This is a genomic window from Mesorhizobium sp. AR07, assembly GCF_024746815.1.
Classification (GTDB): Bacteria; Pseudomonadota; Alphaproteobacteria; order Rhizobiales; family Rhizobiaceae; genus Mesorhizobium.
On record NZ_CP080528.1, the window covers coordinates 905,636 to 926,812 of the forward strand.

Here is a 21,177-nt window from a genome sequence, read left to right on the forward strand (position 1 = left end):
CCCGGAGACCACACCCGCCATGAATGATCTTACCCTGCCGCTGAGCGGTTTGTCATCAGTGGGCGGCAAGTCCGTCGTCGCCCGTTTCGACGGCGGCATGCTGTCGTCCAACAGCGGCGTTCTGGCGCTGGCCGAGGTGGAAAAACGACTGCGGGTGGCCGACCGTCTGGCGCGTTGCATCGATGATCCGCGCTGCCCGGACCAGACCGCCCACAGCTTGGCCGACATAATCGGCTTTCGCATGAAGATGATCGCCGCCGGCTACGAGGATGGCAACGACGCCAACCGGCTGCGCTCCGATCCGGTCTTCAAGATGGCCCAGGATGCGCTGCCGTCGGGTCGGGATCTGGCCTCGCAATCGACGCTGTGCCGGCTGGAGAATCTGCCCGGCGTGCGGGAGCTGGTCGCGATGGGGCGGGCGATGGTCGATCTCTATTGCGCTTCCTTCCGGCAGGTGCCGAAGCGGATTGTGCTCGACATCGACGACACGTTTGACGCCGTACATGGCGGCCAGCAATTGCGCCTGTTCAACGCGCATTACGACGAATACGGCTTCCAGCCGATCGTGGTGTTCGACGGTGCGGGCCGGTTCGTCAGCGCGATCCTGCGACCGGCCAGGCGGGCGAGCGGGGCTGAGATCTGCCCCCACCTGCGCCGCCTGGTGCGGGCGATCCGGAGCAATTGGCCGAACACACGGATCCTGATCCGGGCCGACAGCCATTATTGCGGTCCGCAGGTCATTGGCTGGTGCCGCGCCAACGGTGTAGACTTCATCCTCGGCGTGGCGCCCACCACGACGCTGCGCGAGCATGTCGCGCATCTGGAAGCCACCACGCTGGCGCGTTTTGAGGCGTCGGCGAAATCGAACAAGGTCCGCCGCTTCAAGGAGTTCTTTGACGGCGCCGCCAGTTGGAGCCGCGTCGAGCGCATCATCGCGCGGGTCGAGGTCGGCGCCAAAGGAGCCGACACCCGCTTCATCGTCACCAATCTGGCCAGTGGCAAGGCCAAGGCGCTCTACGAGGACCTCTACTGCCGGCGCGGCGCGGCCGAGAACCACATCAAGTCCTGGAAGACGCATCTTGTGCCGACCGCACATCCTGCACAAGAGCGACGGCCAACCAGTTCCGGCTCTTCCTGCATGCCGGCGCCTACTGGCTGATGTGGGGCCTGCGCGCTGCGATGTCGAAACGCTCGAGCTTTGCCGTCGCCCAATTCGACACGCTGCGATTGCGCCTCATCAAAATCGCCGCGCGGGTGGTCGAGATGAAAACGCAAATCCGCCTGCACCTGCCGACATCCTGCCCCGACCAGCGTATTCTGCGCATCGTCCTCGATCGCATCCCCCAACTCGCGACATAACGATGGGGCGCAGGCGCCCCGAAACGAACCCGCCGACCGCAACCTGCAAACCCCGCCTGCCATCACGACGGATCATCGCCGGCGCCCGACGAGGCTTATCAAAATGCACCCCGAGGGCGGCCAGATCGCCGATGCAGGCCGCCGAAAGCCGATCGCCGTGCATCAAGGCGGCTAGCAGCGCTGACGAAAGCGGCGCTTAATCCAAAGCGATCCCGTTCTTGATGTGTGCGAGGCGGCTTTCGCCTTGCTCGGGGCCGAAGCAGCTTTCGAAATCATTGCATTCCCGGCAAGTGGGCGCGGTGCATAGCGAAAAACCTTCGGCCTCGCAGAGTTTGCGGTAGAAGTACTTCTTCCATTTCATGTTTTGGGTATTGCCGGCTGCCAAGGTCGGAAAATGCGTGGCAAGCAGGCGGCTGAGCTCGGCCCGATTGAGAAGGCCAAGATCCTGCCAGAGATGGTTGTTGCGCATGGCACGCCGGGCGACGATCTTAGCGAAGCAGGCGCTCGCCGGATCGCCCGGCCGGGCATGCGCCAGCAGCAGGCTGTGCAGAAGTTCTTCTTCCATTTCCGGCTTGGGGTCGCATAGCTCGTCCAAGGCGAAGGCGTTTATCGCGGTAGCGGGGAAACTGTGGGTCAGCACGTCGCGCAGCTCTGCGCGCGAAAGGCCGGTCGACTCCGTCGCCGTCGCCTCGCCGGCCTCGACCTCCTCGAGCGCACACGAAAGCACACAGGCAAGCACATGCTGATCGAACCCCCTCTTCAACTCGATCCGCGGCCATTGGCGGGCGCAGAGCCAACCATAGTGATGAGCGAACATGGTGCCGTTCTCCTGGTCGTCTGCCGCGACCTTGTCGGCCGCAACATGCGTCTGGCAGTTCTTTGGGTAAATGCGGGCTCCGCAGCCAATGCAGCGGCCGGCCTGGTCGACGAGCATGATCATGCGGTTGAGCTCGGCGTCGAGGTGTTCGCTCTCGCCGGCGCCGAGGATTCACTCGCTGATCGACGCTATGGAGGTGCACCGCGCGCGCGAGCAGACCTTGAAGCAGCGGCCGAAGCCGATGCAGGTCGTGCCGTCGAGAGTGGTCAGATATCGCGGCACCCATCTGGAGGCGTCGCGGGTGACGAAAGCGCTCATCGGGAGTTCCCCAATGCATGGAGCTTTCTTGCAGCTGCTGAGCGCCCGGGGTACCGCGGACATGCGGAAGCTGCATCCTCACTATGCGAGCGGCATAGTGACACCGCTTCCGGGCCGCAGACCAGAGCCACAGCGATGGATAGCCTGGCAAGGCACTGGTTTGACTGATCCTCGACATAGGTTACCCCCAACCCCATCGCGACAAGCGACCTGGAGATTCCGTCCTACCTTGTCCGCGCGCTTCTGCCCTTTCGAGACGACAAGCAGATGAGGTGGAAGCTCAAGCCGTTGCGGATTTCAAACCCTCGCCTGAGGGAGGGACTTGTTGACCGCCGGGATGATCTTGTCTCCCCAGAGCTCGATCTGGCGCAGCATTGTCTTTTGGTCGAAATCCCCCAATTGGGTCTGAATTGCGATCTGGTCCGGTTTCAGGATATCAATCTCTTCCAGTAGGCGATCAATCACGCGATTCACGCTGCCGATCGGCAGGTTCTCGCGCATAGTCTCCAATGACAGATCCTGCTGCGTCGGCGTTTCCTGCAGCAAATAGCCCTCCAGGCTCTGCTGGCGGCGCTGATGCAGTGCTTCAGACAGCCGGCGCTGGAAGCGGGCATTGTCGAGATAGCTGTTTATCTCTGCCTGGTCGTCGCTGGCATAGCAGCAACGCAGCAGCGATATCTTGGCGTCCGTGACATTCTTACCTTCGGAAGCCGCCGCCTCCTCGATCGATTCGCGCAGCGTGCTCAAAGTCTCTAAGCCGTTGTGGAATGCTGTGACAAAGAAATTGTGTCCCTCGCGATAGGCCCGGCTCATGCGCGGGGGACCGCCGGCGATCCAGATCGGCGGGGTCGGCTTCTGGACGGTGGGCACCGAAATCGCCGTCGGGGGTATCTTCTCATACCGGCCATCGTGCTCGAAGATATTTTGGTTGAGGCCCTTCAGAAGGATGTCCAGATATTCCGAAAAGATGGCCGGCGCCTCATCGATGTTGACGCCGAAGCGTTCGAACTCGAATTGCTGGTATCCCACGCCGACTCCGAGCTCGAGACGGCCGTTCGCCACGACGTCGGCGAAGCCGATCTCGGAAAGCAGTCGCTGCGGGTGATAGAGCGGCAACACGCAGACGGCAGTGCCGAGGCGAATGGTGCTTGTCAGGCCGGCGCAGTGCGCCACCATCATCAAGGGCGACGGAACAAGGCTGTAATTGTTGAAGTGGTGCTCGGCGAACCAGGCGGTGTTGAAGCCAGCCTGCTCCGAAAGAACGGCTTGTTCGATTGAGTTGCGGATGACGCTGTCGGAAGATTGATGATAGCCGCGCTGGGCGGCCAGGATGAAGGTTGCGAATTCCATGGTCTTTCATGTCTCCAGAGGGAATTGGTAGATCAGGGGATGCGATCGGCATGCGCACAGAAGGCGTTGGCCACGGTGTGGATCCGATGCTTGGCGGCGGCATAGTCTTGCGGCAAACCGCTCGCATTCTGCGGTTGCACGCGCGCCCGCGAGCGGTTGGAACTGCTTCGACCGCGATGCGGACGTGTTCGTCGCCGCCGAACATCTTCGATCGTAGACAGCGCTGCGGGCGCGGCGCGGGCGGAGATTGAAGCCTTGGATGTCGTCGGCTTCGACGAGCCGCAGCCGTCGCCTGGCGAATGGCGATAATCAACCCGCGTCCTCCGCAAAATATTCGGCATAGAATTCGCTGGCGTTTCCGCATCGCCGAACGAGGTCCAGCCGCCGTCCACATAGAGGATCGAGCCGTTGATGTATGAGGCGTCCGACGAAGCGAGGAAAAACGCCGCGTCTGCGACGTCTTCCGGCCGTCCCATCATGCCCATCGGAATTCGTCGTGCGATCGCTGTTGAGTCGATGCGGCCGGCCTTCACCAACTGAGCAAGTGCAGGCGTGCGGATGTAACCGGGAGCGACGGTGGCTGTCCGAATGCCGACCGGCCCGAGTTCGGCCGCCATGCATCGGGTCAGCATGTCCATCCCCGCTTTCGAGGCGCCGTAGGCATGGCGCGGCGCAAAGGGCAGAAAGCTGTTGATCGATCCGAGATTGAGGATCACGCCGCCGGGGCGCATCGCTTTGGCCGCCTCACGCGCGCAAGTGAAGGCGCCGGTGAGATTGACATCTAGGACCGGGTCGATTTCTGCCGGCATTTGTTCGATGCCCGCCACAAAGGTGTCGGCAATAGCAGCACCGTAGACGAGGATGTCGATGCGCCCGAAGCGTCCCCTCATCTCCTCGAACAGCGCCACCACCTCGCTCTCGATGGCCACATCCACGAATTTCGCCAGGTTCTTTCCGCCGAGCGATCCAGCGAGTACAGTAGCGGCAGCGCGATCTTTATCAGCAATCACGACGGTATCGCCGGTCGTTGCAAAACGGCGAACTATGGCGGCGCCTATGCCGTTCGCGCCACCCGTGACGAGCACGATTCGCGCATCGGTTCGTTCGCTCTCAGAAGAGAGCTCGGATCTGGGCGTCCCCTCCACCGCCGGGTGCGCGTCCCCCGGCTGGTTGAATGACGTCCAGCCGCCGTCGACCACCAGCACCGATCCGGTGATGTAGCGCGCCTCAACGCTGGTCAGAAAACGCACGGCCCGGGCGATCTCGTCGGGTCGAGCCATGCGCCCCATCGGCACGCGGCGGCGTACCGCCGCAAGGTCCATTTTACCCGCGCGTTCCAGTTCTGCGACCATCGGCGTGCGCACATAGCCTGGCGCAACCGCCGTCACGCGTATGCCGCGCGAAGCCCATTCGCATGCAAGCGACTTCGTCAACGAGATCAGGCCCGCTTTCGAGGCTGCGTAGGCATTGCGCCTGGGACTGCCGACCATCCCCGAAAGCGAAGCGACGTTGACGATGGCGCCGTCCGGCTTCATCCGCCCCGCCGCTTCGCGGGCCATGGCAAACGGCCCAATCAGGTTTACTGCCAAGCCGCGCCGGAAGGCATCGGCTGCCGTGTCGACAGTCGCAGTCATGGTCGGTCCGATGGCCGCGTTGTTGATGAGAACGTCGATCTGAGCGAACTGCGCTTCGACCCGGCCATAAAGGGCGAGGACTTCCACGTCTCGCGAGACGTCGCATTCGAGACCAAGATGCGGGTCGCCGAGGCCACGGGCCAGTTCAACCACGCCGCTGCCCGGAAGGTCCACCGCAACAACAGTGTCTCCACCCCGGGCAAGGATATCGACCAGGGCCCGGCCGATCCCGCCCGCGGCGCCTGTAATGATGACGATGCGTCCTGCCCGCTTCATAAGAACTTCTCCGCGCCGAGCCTCAGCGATGTCACCCCATCAATATTGGGCGGCCAAATGATCCGTTGCGGCAAAGCAGCACGTCCTGGTGATGGCCAGTTGGCCGGCGAAGCTGGCGACGGACCCTTTGATGAGAGGCGATCTGGATCCAGGTAAGCCACTTGCCTCTGCGAACCGGTCCTCCGGTCTGAGCTTGGGGTCGGAGACTGCCGCGCAACCGAGTCCCGTTCTTGCGTCAGCAAATTTATCAGCGACAGAGCAGACCGCTGTTGCGGTCACGCCGCTACGGGGCAGAAAGACAATCCTCTCGGCTACGTCTTTACCGGGCAGGCTCTCACCCGGATCGCTGTGCCATTGCAAAATCATCATAGCTTTTGTCTCCGTTCGGAACCTCTGCAGGCCTGATGGCGAGGAGGATGCGATGCTTCTCAAGCGCGTAGACTGGGTCATCCGGATGAGGTGCGCCGATAGGCTGCCGCGACCCGAACCGTTCTGCCTCAGGGATCGCTGCTGGGATCTGCTCCTCGAGCCAATCGTAGACCACCGTCCGTTCGGCAATCCGCCACTCCCCTTCCCTTTTCTGAAACAGATCGCAGTAGCGCCCGCAGAGGAGCGTCTGGCGTACTTCTCCGTGTTTGTCCGGTCCGCGTTGCAGCGCGGTGAAATAGCTCTCGACCGCGGCTTCTGTCGGGGTGATGAATTCGATCAGGATGTTCGTGATCTGATGGATGTTGCGAGGCCCGGTCTGGAAGACCCCGAGCGCAAACCGGATGAAGCCCTCTGCCGAGCCGCAATAGGCGCCGTGATTGTCATGCGCATCGAGCCAGTACGCGCTGCGCAACGCCGCCTCGTCCGCGCGATCTATCCCGCGGCAGTACCGATAGAGGCAGTCGCGGATCGCTTCACGGTCGAGTAGTTCGGTAATTTTTCCCTGGTCCATCGTCTTTGTCGCAAATCCTGTGATCGGAAGAGGTTCGCTAAGCCGCCCAAGTTTTTTCACACCATGGGAGCACCTCGTTTCCGGAGATGCCCCTGCACCGTTGGCCCAGGACGGCGGCGCGCCGCATGCCGTTCTTTCCAGTGTTCGGCCACATGGTCGACCCGCAATCAAACCCGCCGGCCTCTCGGTTGAATGACATCCGATTCAGCCCGCGCAGCGGGTGTAGCGTCGAGTTCCAGTGCACGTTCGGGGCAAGATCGCGTGCCTCGTGACGCAAGTAGGTGCTTCCCCTCCGCAACCTCAATGTCACCAGGCAGGATGTAGCCCTCGTCATCGAGCTTGAAGATATCGGGCGCTTGCGCCGAGCATCGCGCGTGACCCTGGCATTTGTGTTTATGGACGATGATGCGCATACCGCTACCTTCAATTTCCGTGCCCGCTCGGGGCTGGGCTTCATCAGGACCAGTGCAGGATCAGATTTTTGATCCCGAATACATGGCCGCCAGAGGTGATGGGTGCCGTACCTTTCTTGATCCGGAAGGCCGGAATGCGCGCCAGCCACTCCTCCAGGCCAATGACAATCTCTCGCCGGGCAAGGTGTGAGCCAAGACAGCGGTGGGGACCATAGCCAAAGGCGGCGTGGCGGTTGTTCTCTCGCGCCAGATCGATCGTGTTGGGGCATTCAAATTCTGCCGGGTCACGATTGGCAATCATCGTGGCGCAGGAAACGTAATCCCCCTTACGGATCGGCGCGCCTTCGAAGTCGATGTCCTTGGTTGCCACTCGGATCATCTGAACGGTCGGATAGGCGCGCAGCAATTCTTCAACTGCGAGCGCGATCCGGTCCGGTTCGCTCCGCAGCAGTTCCTGATCTTTGAGGTTGCGGGCGAGATACGCCAAGTCAAAGCCTATAGCAGCTGCCACCGTGTCGAGCCCCGCGACGAACACAAGCACGCCGATGCCACGGACTTCCGCGTCGCTTAGCTGGCGGCCCTCAACCTGTGCCTGCACGATGAAGGTCATAAAATCGTCGACCGGGTCCTTGCGGCGCTTGGTCGCAAGTTCGTCGATAAAGGCAACAATTGTCTGGGCAGCGGCCGGTCGTTTCAGATGGTTGCCGTGGATGAGATCTTTCGCCCAGCCGACAAATGTATCGAGCCGGTGATCCGGCAACCCTAGAAAGCGAAGGAAGATGTTGACCGTGAAAGGAAAGGCGAACTCCTTCATGACGTCGCAGCTTGTGCCCGCTGCGGCAATCCTATCGATCAGCGCGACCGCTCGCTCGCGGATAGCCGGCTCCAATACCATGGCCCGCTTTGGCGAAAGCAGCGGATTGAGCAGTGAGCGAAAAATGCCATGGGCCGGTGGGTCAAGTTCGAGCGGGATCATCGGCCAGTTTTCGCCCAGCGCGGATGCGAAGATGCTGCGATGGCTCGAAAAGGTTTCAGCGTCCTGCAGCACCCGGCGCTGGTCGCTGGCGCGAGTGATGACCCAGGTGCCGCGGCCATCGCGCGTGTTGTAGGGAGAATAGAAGATCGGCGGCCCGGCATGGACGCAAGCGACCGCTGCGTGCGGGTCCCCGTTGGGCGCCGGCAGCATGCCTGGCGACTTAAACAGGCTGAAGTCCCTCACCATTTCGGGCGGGATGTGATCTGGAACCCAGTTAATCGCCATTTGGCTTCTCCTCAATGTCAGGCGTTCTGGCGCTCGATCGGGATCCCACGGCTGGTCACACGTCGATTACCAGCGTTCGGCACGTCCTGGCTCAGGCGCCGTAAAGATTGGCCGTCACCGCTGAACTCCATCAAGCAGTGCTGACGTCCCCTGACTAAACTTGTCGGGGCAAGTTGCGTGCCGATTAGCGCACCGTTTGCGTTGCACCAGTTGGCCCGAACCGGTGGCCCGGTCTTGGCGGCCTTTTGGTCGGATGGCGACATTCTTGTTCAGCTTCGGACACACGAAGGAGCAAATGAAAGGACCCTCAAGCATGCGAACGCCGCGACCCGAGCCGAATTTGGTCCTCTCCACTTCCCGAGTGGCGCGCTTGCTGAGAGCTGGAGGATGTCAAAGCCCCCTCGACAGAGCGGGTATAGCAACAGTGCGCGTCGTGGATGCTGCCACAGCGTGTATTCGCAGACCGCCGTGACTGCGCACGCAAGAACGCGCTGGATCTAGAGACAGCGCTCCTTACGCGGTCGACACACAGTGCCAGCCAGTGTGCGACAATGCATCGGCCGGCCCGTCCGGAACGGCTTACCTCTTTCCCGAGCCGGTGCGGAAGTGCAGATTTAGCCTAACCATACAGCACCATTGCTCGGTCCGGGTGACCAAGCGAATGTGCGGCATGAGGTAGCAAAAGCCACCGATCATTATTCAACCCGTTGATAGCGAGTGACTATTTTCAACGTCTCCGAGGGTGGCGGACGGAGGCTTGACGCAGCCGTGCGGAACAGCTGCGGCATTTCTGAACCGTCGCCACCGACCGATTTTGGTGCTGTCTAAGACGTGCTTCCCGACGTGCGGATTGTTTTGATAGGCATGTCGGTGTCAAAGAATAAACCTTCCTCTTCAATCCCATTGAGAGTGGCGCTACCTGTAGAAAAGCACTTTGCCCCCAGGAATGAGTTGTCGGCAGAAGTCGTAGTCGGCGATGTTCCGAGTCAACAGGACAAGCCCCGATTTCGATGCCTGCAGATACAGAGTGCAGTCATGCAGGCAGCGCAGCTTCTGGTCATCCTGGTAGCCCTGCAGGCGACATAGCACGCCATTCAGAACAGCAGCGCGGCCGAGGACGTCGGCATCGGGCGTTAGGATCCGGTGTCCGGGTATGGATCGGATTACCTCGGACACAGCCTTATGCACGCCCCCGGTGCGGGGATCGTCGGGCTTCAGGACACCAAGCGTGTGGGCCAACTCCTGGATGCAGATGGCTGAATGGTTGTTGTGCCGACCGTCCATAATCTGCTTCACCAACGCAGGCGCTTTGCCTTGGAGCCTGTCGATGTACACACAGGTGTCGAGCAATAGCGCTTGCCCGCCGAGCTCGCCCTCGTTCACGAAGGGCAGCTGATCATCAGGTCGGCGAGCAAGTGTTTTGGTTGGAAAGCCACGAAGCGAGCGAAGGGCTGCTTCAACATCAAATTCTGACACTCAAACCTCAATCAGAAGCCGAGCTTGATGTCTGGATCGATGGTTCCCGCGAGCTTGTCCATGGTCGCGGGGAAATTGTCCTCGAGCGCGACATTCGCAAGAGCGAATTCAAGCAGCTCGGTGTCACCCTTAATGCCCGTCTGGCGCTTAGCCTGCTCAATGAGGGCATGGCTCAAACGTGCTGTGATGCGCTCGTCTTTAGAGCCGATCAGGCCTTTGCGAATGGCAGCACGAAGCGTCTGCCGAACGACAAACTTCTGCTCGCCCGGCATGTCCTTGTTGGCGTCCTTACGGATCAGACTCCGCTTGCGCTTCTTTTTCGCAACGAGGCGCTGTTGCGGAGCAGTCGATAACGACCGCATTCCCAGCGTCTTCGTCATATCGCCATCTCCGATGCTGTTAGCCAAGGCGTGTGTTTTGTCGAACATAACAGGTGGGAGCTGCTTTGTCACTCGGAAGCTCGCTCAGATTGCTGAGCAGTCATTCGTTCCGGCAAATGTGCGGCGTGCTCGGTCTCGGCGAAGGGCTCCTGCTAAAGCCAAAAAGGGTCGCTGCAAAAAATCGATCGGGTGCCTCCAGTAAAACGGTATGGCGCTTGCTCTCATCGTTAAAGCCCATCATGGCACGAAGAAAGCTACAAGCAGAACCATGGCCGAGACACGAAGCTCTGTAGGAGCGCTGAGGAGAGCGTGCCCCCGTTCCCGCCGCGGGACATCGTTTCCTTCAGACTTCCGTCCTCGCTAGCTGCTTTGCGCATGGCCGGCCCGAGACCGAAGGTGATGGTCGCCATAGAATCGCCCGATGGAGTGCCTTCCGACAATGACACCCTCGTCCAGCTCAGAGAAGCCGGCACCGATATTGCACGCGGCACTATCACAACATGTCCGGCAGCGATGAACATCTTCCGTGAAACGCCGGGAACAGCGGCGCTTCTGGCTTTAATGCGTCAACGCAGCCAATCCATTTTGCAGCATCCAAACTGGCGAGCTTATCGATGACCGAATCCGCGACAGGCTTCCTGGAGGCTGTTCCGCACGACCCAAAAAAGCCACATGAACGGTCGCGTCCCGCATGGGGTGCGGTCATTTCGCTTGCCTTGGGCACCTTCGGGCTGGTGACGGCAGAGTTTCTGCCGGCCAGCGTGCTGACGCCGCTCGCGCACGATCTCGGTATCACCGAGGGTGCGGCTGGACAGACGATGACAGCGACCGCGATTGCTGGGGCGATCTCGGCGCCGACGATGGCCATCATCACAAAGCGCCTGGACCGCAGGATCGTACTGTGGGCGATGACGCTGCTGCAGATCCTGTCCAACGTTCTAGCGGAAGTCGCGTGGTCGCTGCCGGTTTTCCTGGCGGCGCGCGTCGTGCTCGGCATCGCGCTCGGAGGCTTCTGGTCGATTTCGGCATCGGTGGCAATGCGGCTCGTTCCAAATCACCTCCTGCCGCGTGCCATGTCAATCATCCTCACCGGCGTTTCCGTCGCTATCGTTTGCGCGCCTCCAATGGGCGCCTATGTCGGCGACATCTGGGGATGGCGAGCCGCCTTCACGATCGCCGCAGTCGTTAATGCCGTTACACTGCTGATGCAATTCGTAACGATCCCGATGCTGCCTCCGGTGGAAATAGCTGGATTCCGCAGTCTGCTGGATTTGGCCAATAAGCCGATGATCAAGATGGCGCTTTTGGTCGTCCTGCTGGTCGCTTCTGGGCACTTCGCCAGCTTCACCTACATCCTCGCCTTCCTTGAGAGGATTCCCGCGCTCGATAGCAAGACAATCCCGCTGGTATTGCTCGCTTCCGGCATAGGCGGCTTCTTCGGGAATTTAACCGGCGCATTCCTGGCCAAACATAGCCTCAAGGCAGTCGCGGCCCTGCCACCCTTGCTCATAGCAATAGCCGCTACCTCGCTGCTGATGGTGGGAGCATCGGCCTCCGCCTCGGTGGTAGCAATTGCCGTATGGAGCTTTGCCTTCGGTGCGGTGCCGGTGGGATTACAGACGTGGATGGTGCTGCGCGCCGTTCCCGGGCAGGCCGAAAGCGCTGGTGTGCTGATGGCCGCAACGTTCCAAGTGGCCATCGCGGCCGGCGCGATTTTCGGCGGACTACTGGTGAAATATGCCGGCGTTCACAGTGTCTTTGCCTACAGCGCGGTTGCCACGTTCCTCGCCGCCCTCACAGTTTTCCTGCTTGGCCCGAAGCGCGCAACCTAGACCGCCCGACAGGCAATGCCTTCAGCTCAGCGCGCTGAGAGATGCAATCGCATCAGCCGCCTGGATCGCGGCTACTCTCACTTCAACGTCGGCTTCAGATCGGGCATGGACAAGCGCCAGCGCCCTCACCGGCCCACCTCCGCGCCTACGGGGAGCGGTCAGCGTTCGCCCGGGCGGACTTGGTCAGGGTTACGCAGCCCGGGCGAGCGCGGATCGCGCTTGGCAGCTGATGGTGACCAGGCGCGGTTCTAGAAGCGTCGACCCGTTTCCGGTCTCTCGCAATGGCGGCGACACGCTCGAGGAGCGACGTCTCCCCGGATCGCGTTATTCTGGTTGCCAGTTTCGGACGGCTTGATCGCCTCCAGCTCATCTGGTCCCGCCAACCCCGGGCCTCTATCCGGCAACTGGCCCGGCCGCCCAAGGCATGCCGACCTGCTGTACATCCAGCACTACCATCAATGCTGAAAACACTGGATTTTATCCGTAGTAGATGTTGCGCCTCCAGAGGTTGTACAGGTCACAAGCAAGGAATGGCGCAATGAATACCTTGCGTGCGGCTGCATAGACCAAGCGTCCGCGTCCTTTGATCGAGGCCGTCTGCTTTTCGGCCTATGCCCTGTCGGCACCGGACTTCCTGGCCCTGGCGTCGACCGCGCCTTGCCGGCGACGCGGATCTTTCGAGTATGCCTTTGTGGAGGCCGTGCTCTGGCACAGTGATAATGGGACCAATCGATTTCACGTCCATCACTTGCCCTCCGTCGAGCAAGGCCAGAATGTTGGACCCTGGAGCGACAGACCCCCCTGCGCGGGGCAGCTGAGCCATAGCTTCAGCGCGGCGTTCGGGTCGTCGAAACGGGAGCTATGATGACCAAACTCTCCAACGGCATAGGCAATCTCGGCGATGGAACCTCCAATCGAGGCGATCCGCGGCGGATCCGAAAAGACAGCTGCGCCCTCGGTGGCAGCGGCAGGCAGAGCGGTAGCCAGCAGAACCCACATTACCGGCGCGGGCACCGAGCGAAAACGGAAATCACCATGCATCGGTCTTACCTCACGCGGTCCGTCGGGGTTGGAATACGCGGCAGGGTCTCGGCCAGGAGCCGCCAGTCGCCGCGCTCGCATTCGCCTTCGGGGCGTTCGCCGAAGAACTGGATGATCATTCTGCCGTCGGCGCCATAGGCTTCGAGTGAGGTGAGGTGACCGTCCCTGGTCGGCTTGCGCACGGCCCAAACCTCGCGGATGTGGTGGGTTGTGAGATGCAGGCGGAAGGTTTCGTCCAGCACATTGATCCGCGGCCCGATGGGCTTGACCGACTTGATCGGGCCGGAATGGATCTGGATGCAGCCACGATTGCCGACGAAGCACATGATCGGCATCTCGTCTTCGCTCGCGCATTGGAACATGGCGCCAACGGCGGCATTGTCGAGTTGCCAGGCGTAATCCTGGCCAACCATGCGCAGCGCCCGGCAGCGACTGAGCTTCAGCGTCTTCAGCATGTCGAAGAACTGATGCACGTCGGTCAGCCGGCTCCAGTGCTCGCGCAGCTCCGTGACCATGGCGGCTTGGTCCGGAACCTCTGCGTCAGAGTCGGCTCCGTTTGCCTTGACCCACAAGATCGGCTCCTGGTTCGAGGATGCGAGCTCCGCCACCAGCTTTTGATAGGCGTAGAGGTTGGAGGCCGGCCTGACATCCACCTGATGCACTGCTGCGCCGGCAGCGTCGAAGAATTGCAGGCTGCGGCGGATGTTGCCGTCGTCGCGCTTTTCAACGGCAAAGCCATGCGCCCAACCCTTCGGGAAGATGCGCAGGTTGATGGCGTCGCCGAGAACCATGGCATGGTGGTTGCCGGTTACGACCTTGTTGTACAAGCCAATCTTCTCGTGCACGGCACTTTGATTTCGGGTCACCGCCCTCACCTCGCCCACGGCTTCGAGGCCTATCAGCAGATCATTGACGCGCGGCTCGATGCGCGCCGCGCCGGAACCGCAATGCGCCGCGACCAGCTCCGCTTCCGAAATGCTCAATTTGGCGGCGAGATCATGCTCGCGGATTTTCGGACTGTCTTCCTGTGCCCGCCGGATTTGGTCCGGAGAGGGTTTCTCGCGCTGGTCCATGTCTTACCCTGCTTCCACATAATTGTTGAGGATCAGCGGTCCTGTTCCAATCGAGCCCGCCCGTGTGCTCGATGCCGATCTTTTGCTCGGCCAGGACCACCGGCTCGAAAAGCGCTGGCTGCTGTACGACGGCGCAACGAGACTGACAGTGAGATGTCGGTCTCCCATCAAGCGGTCGCCGGCGACTGGCCGGTAGCGAGCGATTGTAGAGGTCGACGCCAACCGACCGATCCCGCGTTTGGGGGTGGACGGGCGGGGCTGCTTTCCTTCAGAAAGCGGATCTGGTCAAAACCTGACATCTTGCTTCCCTTACATCGTTCCACTGATCGCGAGGCCACCCGCGAATCAGTGTCGGTCGGCAGTTGTGCCGCCTTCCAAAGCGGGGCTTCAAAAGTCGTGCCAATTGCGCAGAAGCGACCTCGGAAAGACGTTCGCATACGGGTCGAGGGTTTAGGCAGGAGTGGCACGACCCACGCCGAGACCACTGTGTCGCGGGTTGTGTCGCCCAGCCGTCTTCCAGGAACGAGGACGGGATTGCTACGGCGCAATTCACGTGACGAGCGACGTGCGCACTTCCGACAATGTCGCACATCCGACACAGGGCTGAAGGGCCAAGCTTTTGTTTTAAAACCGGTTTACTTTGGCATGGCACGTGCACTGTCGTCCGCAAATGCGTAACGGATTGAGGAGAAATTCGAGCCATGATTACGCTCACCCACACCGCAGTTGCTGCCGTCAAGACCGTCCTTTCCCGCGCCAGCGAGCCGGCGGAAGGCTTTCGTATCATGGTCCAGACCGGCGGCTGCGCCGGCTTCAAATACTCGATGGGCCCCGAGAGCGTCTTGCGCGAGGGCGATGCGATCATTGAGGCAGATGGGGTCAAGGTATTCGTGGACGTAGGGTCTCAGCCCCATGTAGCAGGCATGACCGTCGACTTTGTCACGGGGTTGGAGTCCTCCGGCTTCGTCTTCGATAATCCCAACGCGCGGGAGAAGTGCGCTTGCGGCAAGTCCTTCGGCTGATCGCCCGAGAAGCCGCATGTGGAACTTTAGCGGGAAGGCCAAGGAACACTTCAGCCGGACGCATGCCGACGTTCTGGAAACAGCCAATTCAGGAGGTAAGCTCGGGACCATCCGCTACGGCGACATGTTTGAATCTCTCATCGGCATCGACCGGGGGACGTCAAGGATCACTGCCGCCGAGCGCCGGACCTTCAGCGGCCGCGCCGCGGTCGCCTCATTGTCGGCGGCTATCGAACTCACCATCGGCAAACCGCCATGGAGCAGATCAGTTGCTACACAAAGGCTGCCCGCGACTGCCTCGCAGCCATCGTGGAAGTGCTTGTACTGGTCCAGGGAGAAATGCCCGCGGCGGGGTCTATTGCGGCAGAGCAGGTCTAGACGCCCGCCAAAACAGACGCCCGCGCCCTCAATAAGGAGGCAAGGTCGAAGCCCGTCTCGGGACCGGCGATCGCTTCAGGTGGGATGCGCGGAACGTCCCCGCCCGAAACAGTTCAGCTCCTGGAGGGCCCGAAGTTGCCGGCCGCCCAGTGACGGCGCTGCAGCAAACTCGACTGATAGTAGACGCTGTCGGGCGTTAACCGGAGGCCCTCGCCGGGGAGGCGAACTTGACGATATCGACGGCGACCATGTCGACGTCAGACTTTCGGACGCCTGCACCGGCCGCCAGTCTCCACCACCCACCAAGGGCCTGCGCCAGAGCTCCATGCGACCGATCTCCCGCGTCGCTTCGTTCTGGTCAACTGAGGGATCACAGCATGAGACCTGTCTATCTCGACAACAACGCCACGACACGGGTCGATCCTGAGGTCGTTCAAACGATGTTGCCGTTCTTTAGGGATCGATTCGGCAACCCTTCGTCGACGCATGATTTCGGCGCCTCGGCCTTTGCGGCGGTGAATAAGGCGCGCCTGCAGCTGCAAGCGCTGATCGGCGCCGAGCTCGACCATGAGATCATCTTCACATCGGGCGGGACGGAAAGCGACAATGCAGCGATTCTTTCGGCGCTGGAGGTGTTGCCCAGCCGGACAGAGATCCTGATTTCGGCGGTCGAGCATCCTGCGGTGCTGACACTCTGCACGCATCTTGAGAAGACGCGGGCCGTCACGGTGCACAGGATCCCGGTGGATCGCCAGGGCCGGCTCGACCTCGACGCCTACAGGGCCGCCCTGAGCCCACGCGTGGCAATCGTCTCGATCATGTGGGCAAACAACGAGACCGGCACGATCTTCCCTGTTGGCGAGCTTGCTGAGTTGGCCAAGGAAGCCGGCGCCCTCTTCCATACTGATGCTGTGCAGGCGGTCGGCAAAGTTCCGATGGACCTGAAATCGACCGCAATCGACATGCTGTCGCTGTCCGGCCACAAGCTGCATGGCCCGAAAGGGATTGGAGCGCTTTTTGTAAAACGTGGCGTGCCCTTCCGCTCGATGATCAAAGGCGGGCACCAAGAGCACGATCGGCGTGGGGGCACCGAGAATACGCCTGGCATAGCCGGGCTGGGCATGGCGGCCCAACTCGCCTTGAAATTCGTGGAAGACGCGACCACACGGGTAAAGTCGCTGCGCGACCGCCTTGAAGACGGGATACTCGAGCGCGTCCCAAACACCTTCGTCAATGGCGATCCGCTGGAGCGGTTGCCAAACACCGCAAACATTGGCTTTGCACATGTCGAAGGCGATGGAATCCCACTTCTCCTCAGCCGCGCCGGAATTGCGTGTTCCTCCGGCTCCGCATGCACCTCCGGCTCATTGGAATCGAGCCACGTTCTGAGGGCGATGAAAACGCCGCACGGCGCAGTCCGCTTCTCCCTCGCGCGCGACAACGGCGAAGCGGACATCGACCGAGTGCTCGAGGTCTTGCCGCCGATCGTGGAGAAGGTGCGTGGCTTACCCAGTCCTGGTCCGGCGAGGCGAGGTAATGAAGATCATCAATCGGGTCTAGGCCAGAGCGGCAGCAGAATAGACTTCCTTTCATGAACCGTGGTGTCTTCCTCAACGATACCACCTTGCGCGATGGCGAGCAGGCACCCGGCGTTTCCTTCACCATTGCGGAAAAGCTGGAGCTCGCCGAGTCTCTCGCGGCAGCCGGCATCCCAGAGATCGAGATCGGCACGCCGAGCATGGGCGGCGACGAGATCGAAACAATTCGCGCCGCGGTCGCCAGGAGTCTCCCGGTGCGGCTCACGGCCTGGTGCCGGATGACGTCGCGGGATCTCGAGGCGGCGATCGAGAGCGGCGTCACCGCCGTCAATCTGTCGCTGCCTGCATCGGACATCCAATTGGCCGCCAAACTCGGCCTCGATCAGGGGGCAGCGCTCCAGATCATCGCGCAGATGGTCGGGCGCGCAGCCGCCCACGGCTTTTTCGTTGCCGTCGGCTGCGAGGATGCCTCGCGAGCCGATCGGGATCATCTGGCCCGCGTCATTGAGACGGCCGCGCGAGCCGGCGCAAGCCGCGTCAGGCTGGCCGATACGGTCGGCGTTCTCGACCCTTTTTCGACCTTCGAGATTGTCGCTCAGCTCGCGGCGCTGTCTCCCATCGACCTCGAATTCCATGCACACAACGATCTCGGCCTTGCGGTCGCCAACACGCTGGCAGCAATCCGCGCCGGCGCCCGCCATGCCTCCGTCACCGTCCTGGGGCTCGGAGAGCGGGCGGGCAATGCCGCGCTGGAAGAGGTGGCCACCGCGATGGCCGTTCTCGACGGCGCGGATACAGGGATCGAGCTGACCGCATTGCCGGACCTCGCGGCCCAGGTGGCTTGGGCCGCCTGCCGGCAGACCGCGGCCATGAAGCCGATCGTCGGCGCCGATGTTTTCAGCCACGAGTCCGGCATTCACGTCGCGGGGCTGCTGAAGGACCCGCGTACCTATCAGGGGCTCGATCCGGCTCTCGTGGGCCGTTGCCGGCGAATCGTCATTGGCAAGCATTCCGGTGCGACCGCGATCGCCTATGTGCTGGGCGATAGTGGCCGCGATCTCGACCCGGATCTGGCAGCCGCGATGGTTGCCCGCGTCCGCCGCAAGGCGACCGAGACCAAATCCACCGTCACCGCAACTCAACTGGTCGAGCTCTACGACACACTGCGCAGCGAGGCAGCCGGCCGAGACCTTGGAAAGGAGTAGGTGGCGATGTCATTTATCCTCGACCATTTCCTCCGGATTGGTAGCCGCGCGGGGCGGCGTAAAGCCGCTCGGCTAGCCCTGATGGTCCATAAGGTCATTGCCGATGTGAAGGCGCGCGACCGCCGGGTCGGCGCCCATGCGCTGATGGAGAACGTCCCGCCTCGCGTGACGCTGGTCGGCGTTGCCGCGTTCCTGAATGGCCGCTTCGATCTCGACGTCACCTGCCCGATGACGGCATCCCATTCGCGACTGCAGATTAGCCGGTGCGACGAACGCACCTGACACCACGGTTTCCGACCCAAGGGAGAGTGCAATGACTTGTTCTGCTGATGGCCATACCGTCGACGTGACGGACATTCTCGCGCGACTGAAGGGCCTTTCGGCTGCGGAGGAGTTCTTCGCGGTCCTTGGCGCTTCCTATGACCCGAAGGTGCTCGACGTCTCACGGCTCCATATTATGAAGCGCGTGGGGGAATACCTTGCCGAAGAAGATTTCTCCGGTCTGCCTGACCAGGTGATCGCCGCGCGGGTGCGCACCAAGCTGGAACGCGCCTACGAGGACTTCGCTGCTTCCTCGCCGCTCACGCACCGTGTCTTTAAGGTGCTTAAGGACCACGATCCGAACAAACCTGCCATGCCGGGCCGCACCTTCGTCCCGTTCGACGCCGCATTGAAGCGGTTCGAAAAGGAATGAGCGCGACACGATTGCGACGCGACATTGTCGAGAAGCCGACAAATCCGGTCATCACGACGCCGCCCTCAGCGCAACCAACCGAACTTCCAGGAATATGGGCACGCAAAACAATTGGCACGAATGATGCGGGGGAGAAGATGAACTGCCAAGTCCGTATCCCGATAGGAGCCTAGAGAAACCGCCAATGCACATCGTAATCTGCATCAAGCAGGTGCCGGACTCGGCACAAATACGGGTCCATCCGGTGACGAACACGATCATGCGCCAGGGTGTTCCGACCATCATCAACCCTTATGACTTGTTTGCCCTGGAAGAAGCACTCAGACTGCGCGACGCTTATGGTGGCGAGGTCACCGTGCTCAGCATGGGTCCGCCCATGGCAGAGGACTCGCTACGCAAGGCGCTCGGTTACGGAGCCGATCGGGCGGTGCTCTTGACCGACCGTTATTTTGCCGGCTCGGACACGCTGGCGACCTCCTTCGCTCTTTCCCAAGCAATAGCGAAGGTTGGCGAAACGTTTGGCCCGCCCGACATCGTGTTCACCGGCAAGCAGACGATCGATGGCGACACCGCCCAGGTCGGGCCTGGCATAGCCAAGCGCCTCGACCTCCAACAACTCACCTACGTCGCGAAAATCGGCTCCATTGATCTTGCTGCCCGCGAGATCGAGGTCGAGCGCCGCTGCGAAGGCGGCACGCAGATGCTGAAGAGCAGGCTGCCTTGCCTCATCACCGTGCTGGAAGGCACAAACGAGATCCGGCGGGGCTCGTTCGAGGACGCGCTGTGCGCCGCGCGCAGTCAGATCGTCAAGTGGACTGCGGTCGCCGCTGGCATTGAGGACCTTACCAGATGTGGGCTGCGCGGCTCGCCGACGGTCGTCAAGCGCGTTTTTGCCCCGACTGCGCGGGCGGAAAAAGCGGAGCAAATCGAGACCGCGGAGAAGACCTTGCGCGATGCCGCTGACGAACTCATCGCCGCAATCTTCACCCGTCAGCCGCCGCTGGAACATGAACTCGCCTTCAACAACGGCGCGTGACGGCCAGGAGTAGACAATGTCGACAGCGAATCGAGAACCCGCTCGCCCTGCCGCCGGCCGTGCCGGCATAAAGAAAGAACTGCCTGACCGTTTCAAGGACTACCGGCACGTCTGGGTCTTCATCGAACTCGAACGTGGCCAAGTCCATCCCGTGTCTTTCGAACTGCTCGGCGAAGGCCGCAAGCTGGCCGACAAGCTTGGCGTCCAGCTTGCGGGCGTCGTGCTCGGACCGCCAGGAGAAGCCACCTGGTATGCCGTTGCCGAGGCGTTCGCTTATGGCGCCGACCTTGTCTACATCGCCGAGGCACCGCTGCTCGCCGATTATCGAAATGAGCCGTTTACCAAGGTGATGACGGATCTGGTCGATACCCACAAACCCGAGATCCTTCTTCTCGGAGCGACCACGCTCGGCAGGGATCTTGCCGGGTCCGTGGCGACGACCTTGCAGACCGGGCTCACGGCCGACTGCACCGAACTTGACGTGGATACCGACGGTTCGCTCGCGGCTACCCGTCCGACTTTCGGCGGTTCCTTGTTATGCACGATCTACACGCTCAACTACCGGCCGCAGATGGCGACAGTGCGAGCGAGGGTCATGCCCATGCCGCAGCGCACGGATAAGCCCGTCGGGCGTATCATCCAGCACAAGGTATCTCTGGCCGAGGACGAGATCGTGACCAAAGTCCTCGGCTTCCTGCCTGATAGCCAGTCGGCAAAGGCAAATCTCGCCTATGCCGACGTCGTGGTTGCGGGAGGCCTTGGCCTCGGCGCGGCGGAGAACCTGCAGCTTGTGAAGAATCTCGCTCGAGCAATTGGCGCCGAACATGGCTGTTCGCGCCCGCTGGTCCAGAAAGGCTGGATGCCGGCTGATCGACAGATCGGCCAAACTGGCAAGACCATCCGGCCGAAGCTTTACATTGCGGCGGGGATTTCCGGCGCCATTCAGCACCGGGTTGGAGTTGAGGGCGCCGATCTCATCGTGGCCATCAACACCGACCCGACCGCGCCGATTTTCGATTTTGCCCACCTCGGGATCGTGACCGATGCCATCCGCTTCCTGCCCGCACTTACGGAAGCCTTTACCCGGCGGCTGTCTCCGCACAGTCGCGACAAGCTTGCAAGCTAAGGAAGAGG

General features: G+C 61.6%; 18 protein-coding genes and 2 pseudogenes. 10 read left to right on the forward strand and 10 right to left on the reverse strand.

Annotation, left to right across the window (positions count from 1 at the left end; translation table 11 throughout):
• Positions 1-19 precede the first annotated feature (19 nt).
• Positions 20-1,359: pseudogene (locus BPNPMPFG_RS40550) on the forward strand (IS1380 family transposase).
• A 196-nt stretch (positions 1,360-1,555) separates the two neighbouring features.
• Here BPNPMPFG_RS40550 and BPNPMPFG_RS40555 read toward each other — a convergent pair.
• The 9 genes and pseudogenes from BPNPMPFG_RS40555 to BPNPMPFG_RS40595 all read right to left on the reverse strand — a co-directional run bounded on the left by BPNPMPFG_RS40555 (position 1,556) and on the right by BPNPMPFG_RS40595 (position 10,224).
• Positions 1,556-2,176, reverse strand: a complete 621-nt coding sequence (locus BPNPMPFG_RS40555) for a nitrogen fixation protein NifQ (protein ID WP_183455451.1) — start codon at positions 2,174-2,176, stop codon at positions 1,556-1,558.
• A gap of 21 nt (positions 2,177-2,197) precedes the next feature.
• Positions 2,198-2,494, reverse strand: a pseudogene (gene fdxB / locus BPNPMPFG_RS40560) (ferredoxin III, nif-specific); the annotation flags it as partial.
• A gap of 297 nt (positions 2,495-2,791) precedes the next feature.
• Positions 2,792-3,844: an LLM class flavin-dependent oxidoreductase gene (locus BPNPMPFG_RS40565; RefSeq protein ID WP_258598560.1), complete on the reverse strand. Its 1,053-nt coding sequence runs from the start codon at positions 3,842-3,844 to the stop codon at positions 2,792-2,794.
• A 32-nt stretch (positions 3,845-3,876) separates the two neighbouring features.
• Positions 3,877-5,754 (reverse strand): SDR family oxidoreductase, encoded by a 1,878-nt coding sequence (locus tag BPNPMPFG_RS40570; RefSeq protein ID WP_258598561.1) that lies wholly within the window; start codon positions 5,752-5,754, stop codon positions 3,877-3,879.
• 334 nt (positions 5,755-6,088) lie between these two features.
• Positions 6,089-6,694, reverse strand: a complete 606-nt coding sequence (locus BPNPMPFG_RS40575; protein ID WP_258598562.1) for a nuclear transport factor 2 family protein — start codon at positions 6,692-6,694, stop codon at positions 6,089-6,091.
• Between the two features lie 167 nt (positions 6,695-6,861).
• Entirely contained in the window at positions 6,862-7,107 is a 246-nt protein-coding gene (locus BPNPMPFG_RS40580) for a ferredoxin (RefSeq protein ID WP_183455276.1), read from the reverse strand.
• Between the two features lie 43 nt (positions 7,108-7,150).
• Positions 7,151-8,368: a cytochrome P450 gene (locus BPNPMPFG_RS40585; protein ID WP_258598563.1), complete on the reverse strand. Its 1,218-nt coding sequence runs from the start codon at positions 8,366-8,368 to the stop codon at positions 7,151-7,153.
• 915 nt (positions 8,369-9,283) lie between these two features.
• Positions 9,284-9,844 carry a type II toxin-antitoxin system VapC family toxin gene (locus BPNPMPFG_RS40590; RefSeq protein WP_183465738.1) on the reverse strand — a complete coding sequence of 187 codons (561 nt, stop codon included), beginning with the start codon at positions 9,842-9,844 and terminating at the stop codon, positions 9,284-9,286.
• Between the two features lie 11 nt (positions 9,845-9,855).
• Positions 9,856-10,224 (reverse strand): hypothetical protein, encoded by a 369-nt coding sequence (locus tag BPNPMPFG_RS40595; protein ID WP_244662172.1) that lies wholly within the window; start codon positions 10,222-10,224, stop codon positions 9,856-9,858.
• A gap of 399 nt (positions 10,225-10,623) precedes the next feature.
• Between BPNPMPFG_RS40595 and BPNPMPFG_RS40600 the strand changes: the two genes are divergently transcribed.
• Both BPNPMPFG_RS40600 and BPNPMPFG_RS40605 read left to right on the forward strand, forming a co-directional pair.
• Positions 10,624-10,842: a hypothetical protein gene (locus BPNPMPFG_RS40600; protein ID WP_258598564.1), complete on the forward strand. Its 219-nt coding sequence runs from the start codon at positions 10,624-10,626 to the stop codon at positions 10,840-10,842.
• Positions 10,839-12,056 (forward strand): MFS transporter, encoded by a 1,218-nt coding sequence (locus BPNPMPFG_RS40605; protein WP_258598566.1) that lies wholly within the window; start codon positions 10,839-10,841, stop codon positions 12,054-12,056. The genes BPNPMPFG_RS40600 and BPNPMPFG_RS40605 overlap by 4 nt, the downstream gene beginning before the upstream one ends.
• Before the next feature lie 1,046 nt (positions 12,057-13,102).
• Here the strand turns inward: BPNPMPFG_RS40605 and BPNPMPFG_RS40610 are convergent.
• Complete coding sequence (locus BPNPMPFG_RS40610) at positions 13,103-14,170, reverse strand: hemin-degrading factor (protein ID WP_258598568.1); 1,068 nt, start codon at positions 14,168-14,170, stop codon at positions 13,103-13,105.
• A 701-nt stretch (positions 14,171-14,871) separates the two neighbouring features.
• Here BPNPMPFG_RS40610 and BPNPMPFG_RS40615 point away from each other — a divergent pair.
• From BPNPMPFG_RS40615 to BPNPMPFG_RS40645, 7 genes are all read left to right on the forward strand, one after another.
• Positions 14,872-15,192 carry an iron-sulfur cluster assembly accessory protein gene (locus BPNPMPFG_RS40615; RefSeq protein ID WP_183455281.1) on the forward strand — a complete coding sequence of 107 codons (321 nt, stop codon included), beginning with the start codon at positions 14,872-14,874 and terminating at the stop codon, positions 15,190-15,192.
• Between the two features lie 755 nt (positions 15,193-15,947).
• The gene (gene nifS, locus BPNPMPFG_RS40620) at positions 15,948-17,165 is read left to right on the forward strand and encodes a cysteine desulfurase NifS (RefSeq protein ID WP_258599136.1); all 1,218 of its coding nucleotides are present in this window, start codon (positions 15,948-15,950) and stop codon (positions 17,163-17,165) included.
• Entirely contained in the window at positions 17,162-18,313 is a 1,152-nt protein-coding gene (gene nifV, locus BPNPMPFG_RS40625) for a homocitrate synthase (protein WP_183455283.1), read from the forward strand. Before nifS ends, nifV begins: the two co-directional genes overlap by 4 nt.
• A 6-nt stretch (positions 18,314-18,319) precedes the next feature.
• Positions 18,320-18,595 carry a hypothetical protein gene (locus tag BPNPMPFG_RS40630; protein WP_183455284.1) on the forward strand — a complete coding sequence of 92 codons (276 nt, stop codon included), beginning with the start codon at positions 18,320-18,322 and terminating at the stop codon, positions 18,593-18,595.
• 31 nt (positions 18,596-18,626) lie between these two features.
• Positions 18,627-19,007 carry a nitrogenase stabilizing/protective protein NifW gene (nifW, locus tag BPNPMPFG_RS40635; protein ID WP_183465742.1) on the forward strand — a complete coding sequence of 127 codons (381 nt, stop codon included), beginning with the start codon at positions 18,627-18,629 and terminating at the stop codon, positions 19,005-19,007.
• A gap of 184 nt (positions 19,008-19,191) precedes the next feature.
• Positions 19,192-20,043, forward strand: a complete 852-nt coding sequence (locus tag BPNPMPFG_RS40640; protein WP_183465743.1) for an electron transfer flavoprotein subunit beta/FixA family protein — start codon at positions 19,192-19,194, stop codon at positions 20,041-20,043.
• A gap of 16 nt (positions 20,044-20,059) precedes the next feature.
• Complete coding sequence (locus tag BPNPMPFG_RS40645) at positions 20,060-21,169, forward strand: electron transfer flavoprotein subunit alpha/FixB family protein (RefSeq protein ID WP_183455287.1); 1,110 nt, start codon at positions 20,060-20,062, stop codon at positions 21,167-21,169.
• Positions 21,170-21,177 lie beyond the last annotated feature (8 nt).

Excerpts from the sequence above, each read along its gene's own strand:
- nifV (WP_183455283.1), top strand. The coding sequence starts at position 17,162 with ATGAACCGTGGTGTCTTCCTCAACGATACCACCTTGCGCGATGGCGAG.
- BPNPMPFG_RS40575 (WP_258598562.1), bottom strand. The coding sequence starts at position 6,694 with ATGGACCAGGGAAAAATTACCGAACTACTCGACCGTGAAGCGATCCGC.
- BPNPMPFG_RS40630 (WP_183455284.1), top strand. The coding sequence starts at position 18,320 with ATGTCATTTATCCTCGACCATTTCCTCCGGATTGGTAGCCGCGCGGGG.
- nifS (WP_258599136.1), top strand. The coding sequence starts at position 15,948 with ATGAGACCTGTCTATCTCGACAACAACGCCACGACACGGGTCGATCCT.
- BPNPMPFG_RS40605 (WP_258598566.1), top strand. The coding sequence starts at position 10,839 with ATGACCGAATCCGCGACAGGCTTCCTGGAGGCTGTTCCGCACGACCCA.
- BPNPMPFG_RS40615 (WP_183455281.1), top strand. The coding sequence starts at position 14,872 with ATGATTACGCTCACCCACACCGCAGTTGCTGCCGTCAAGACCGTCCTT.
- BPNPMPFG_RS40640 (WP_183465743.1), top strand. The coding sequence starts at position 19,192 with ATGCACATCGTAATCTGCATCAAGCAGGTGCCGGACTCGGCACAAATA.
- BPNPMPFG_RS40610 (WP_258598568.1), bottom strand. The coding sequence starts at position 14,170 with ATGGACCAGCGCGAGAAACCCTCTCCGGACCAAATCCGGCGGGCACAG.
- BPNPMPFG_RS40645 (WP_183455287.1), top strand. The coding sequence starts at position 20,060 with ATGTCGACAGCGAATCGAGAACCCGCTCGCCCTGCCGCCGGCCGTGCC.
- BPNPMPFG_RS40600 (WP_258598564.1), top strand. The coding sequence starts at position 10,624 with ATGGTCGCCATAGAATCGCCCGATGGAGTGCCTTCCGACAATGACACC.
- nifW (WP_183465742.1), top strand. The coding sequence starts at position 18,627 with ATGACTTGTTCTGCTGATGGCCATACCGTCGACGTGACGGACATTCTC.
- BPNPMPFG_RS40570 (WP_258598561.1), bottom strand. The coding sequence starts at position 5,754 with ATGAAGCGGGCAGGACGCATCGTCATCATTACAGGCGCCGCGGGCGGG.
- BPNPMPFG_RS40580 (WP_183455276.1), bottom strand. The coding sequence starts at position 7,107 with ATGCGCATCATCGTCCATAAACACAAATGCCAGGGTCACGCGCGATGC.
- BPNPMPFG_RS40565 (WP_258598560.1), bottom strand. The coding sequence starts at position 3,844 with ATGGAATTCGCAACCTTCATCCTGGCCGCCCAGCGCGGCTATCATCAA.
- BPNPMPFG_RS40555 (WP_183455451.1), bottom strand. The coding sequence starts at position 2,176 with ATGTTCGCTCATCACTATGGTTGGCTCTGCGCCCGCCAATGGCCGCGG.
- BPNPMPFG_RS40595 (WP_244662172.1), bottom strand. The coding sequence starts at position 10,224 with ATGACGAAGACGCTGGGAATGCGGTCGTTATCGACTGCTCCGCAACAG.
- BPNPMPFG_RS40585 (WP_258598563.1), bottom strand. The coding sequence starts at position 8,368 with ATGGCGATTAACTGGGTTCCAGATCACATCCCGCCCGAAATGGTGAGG.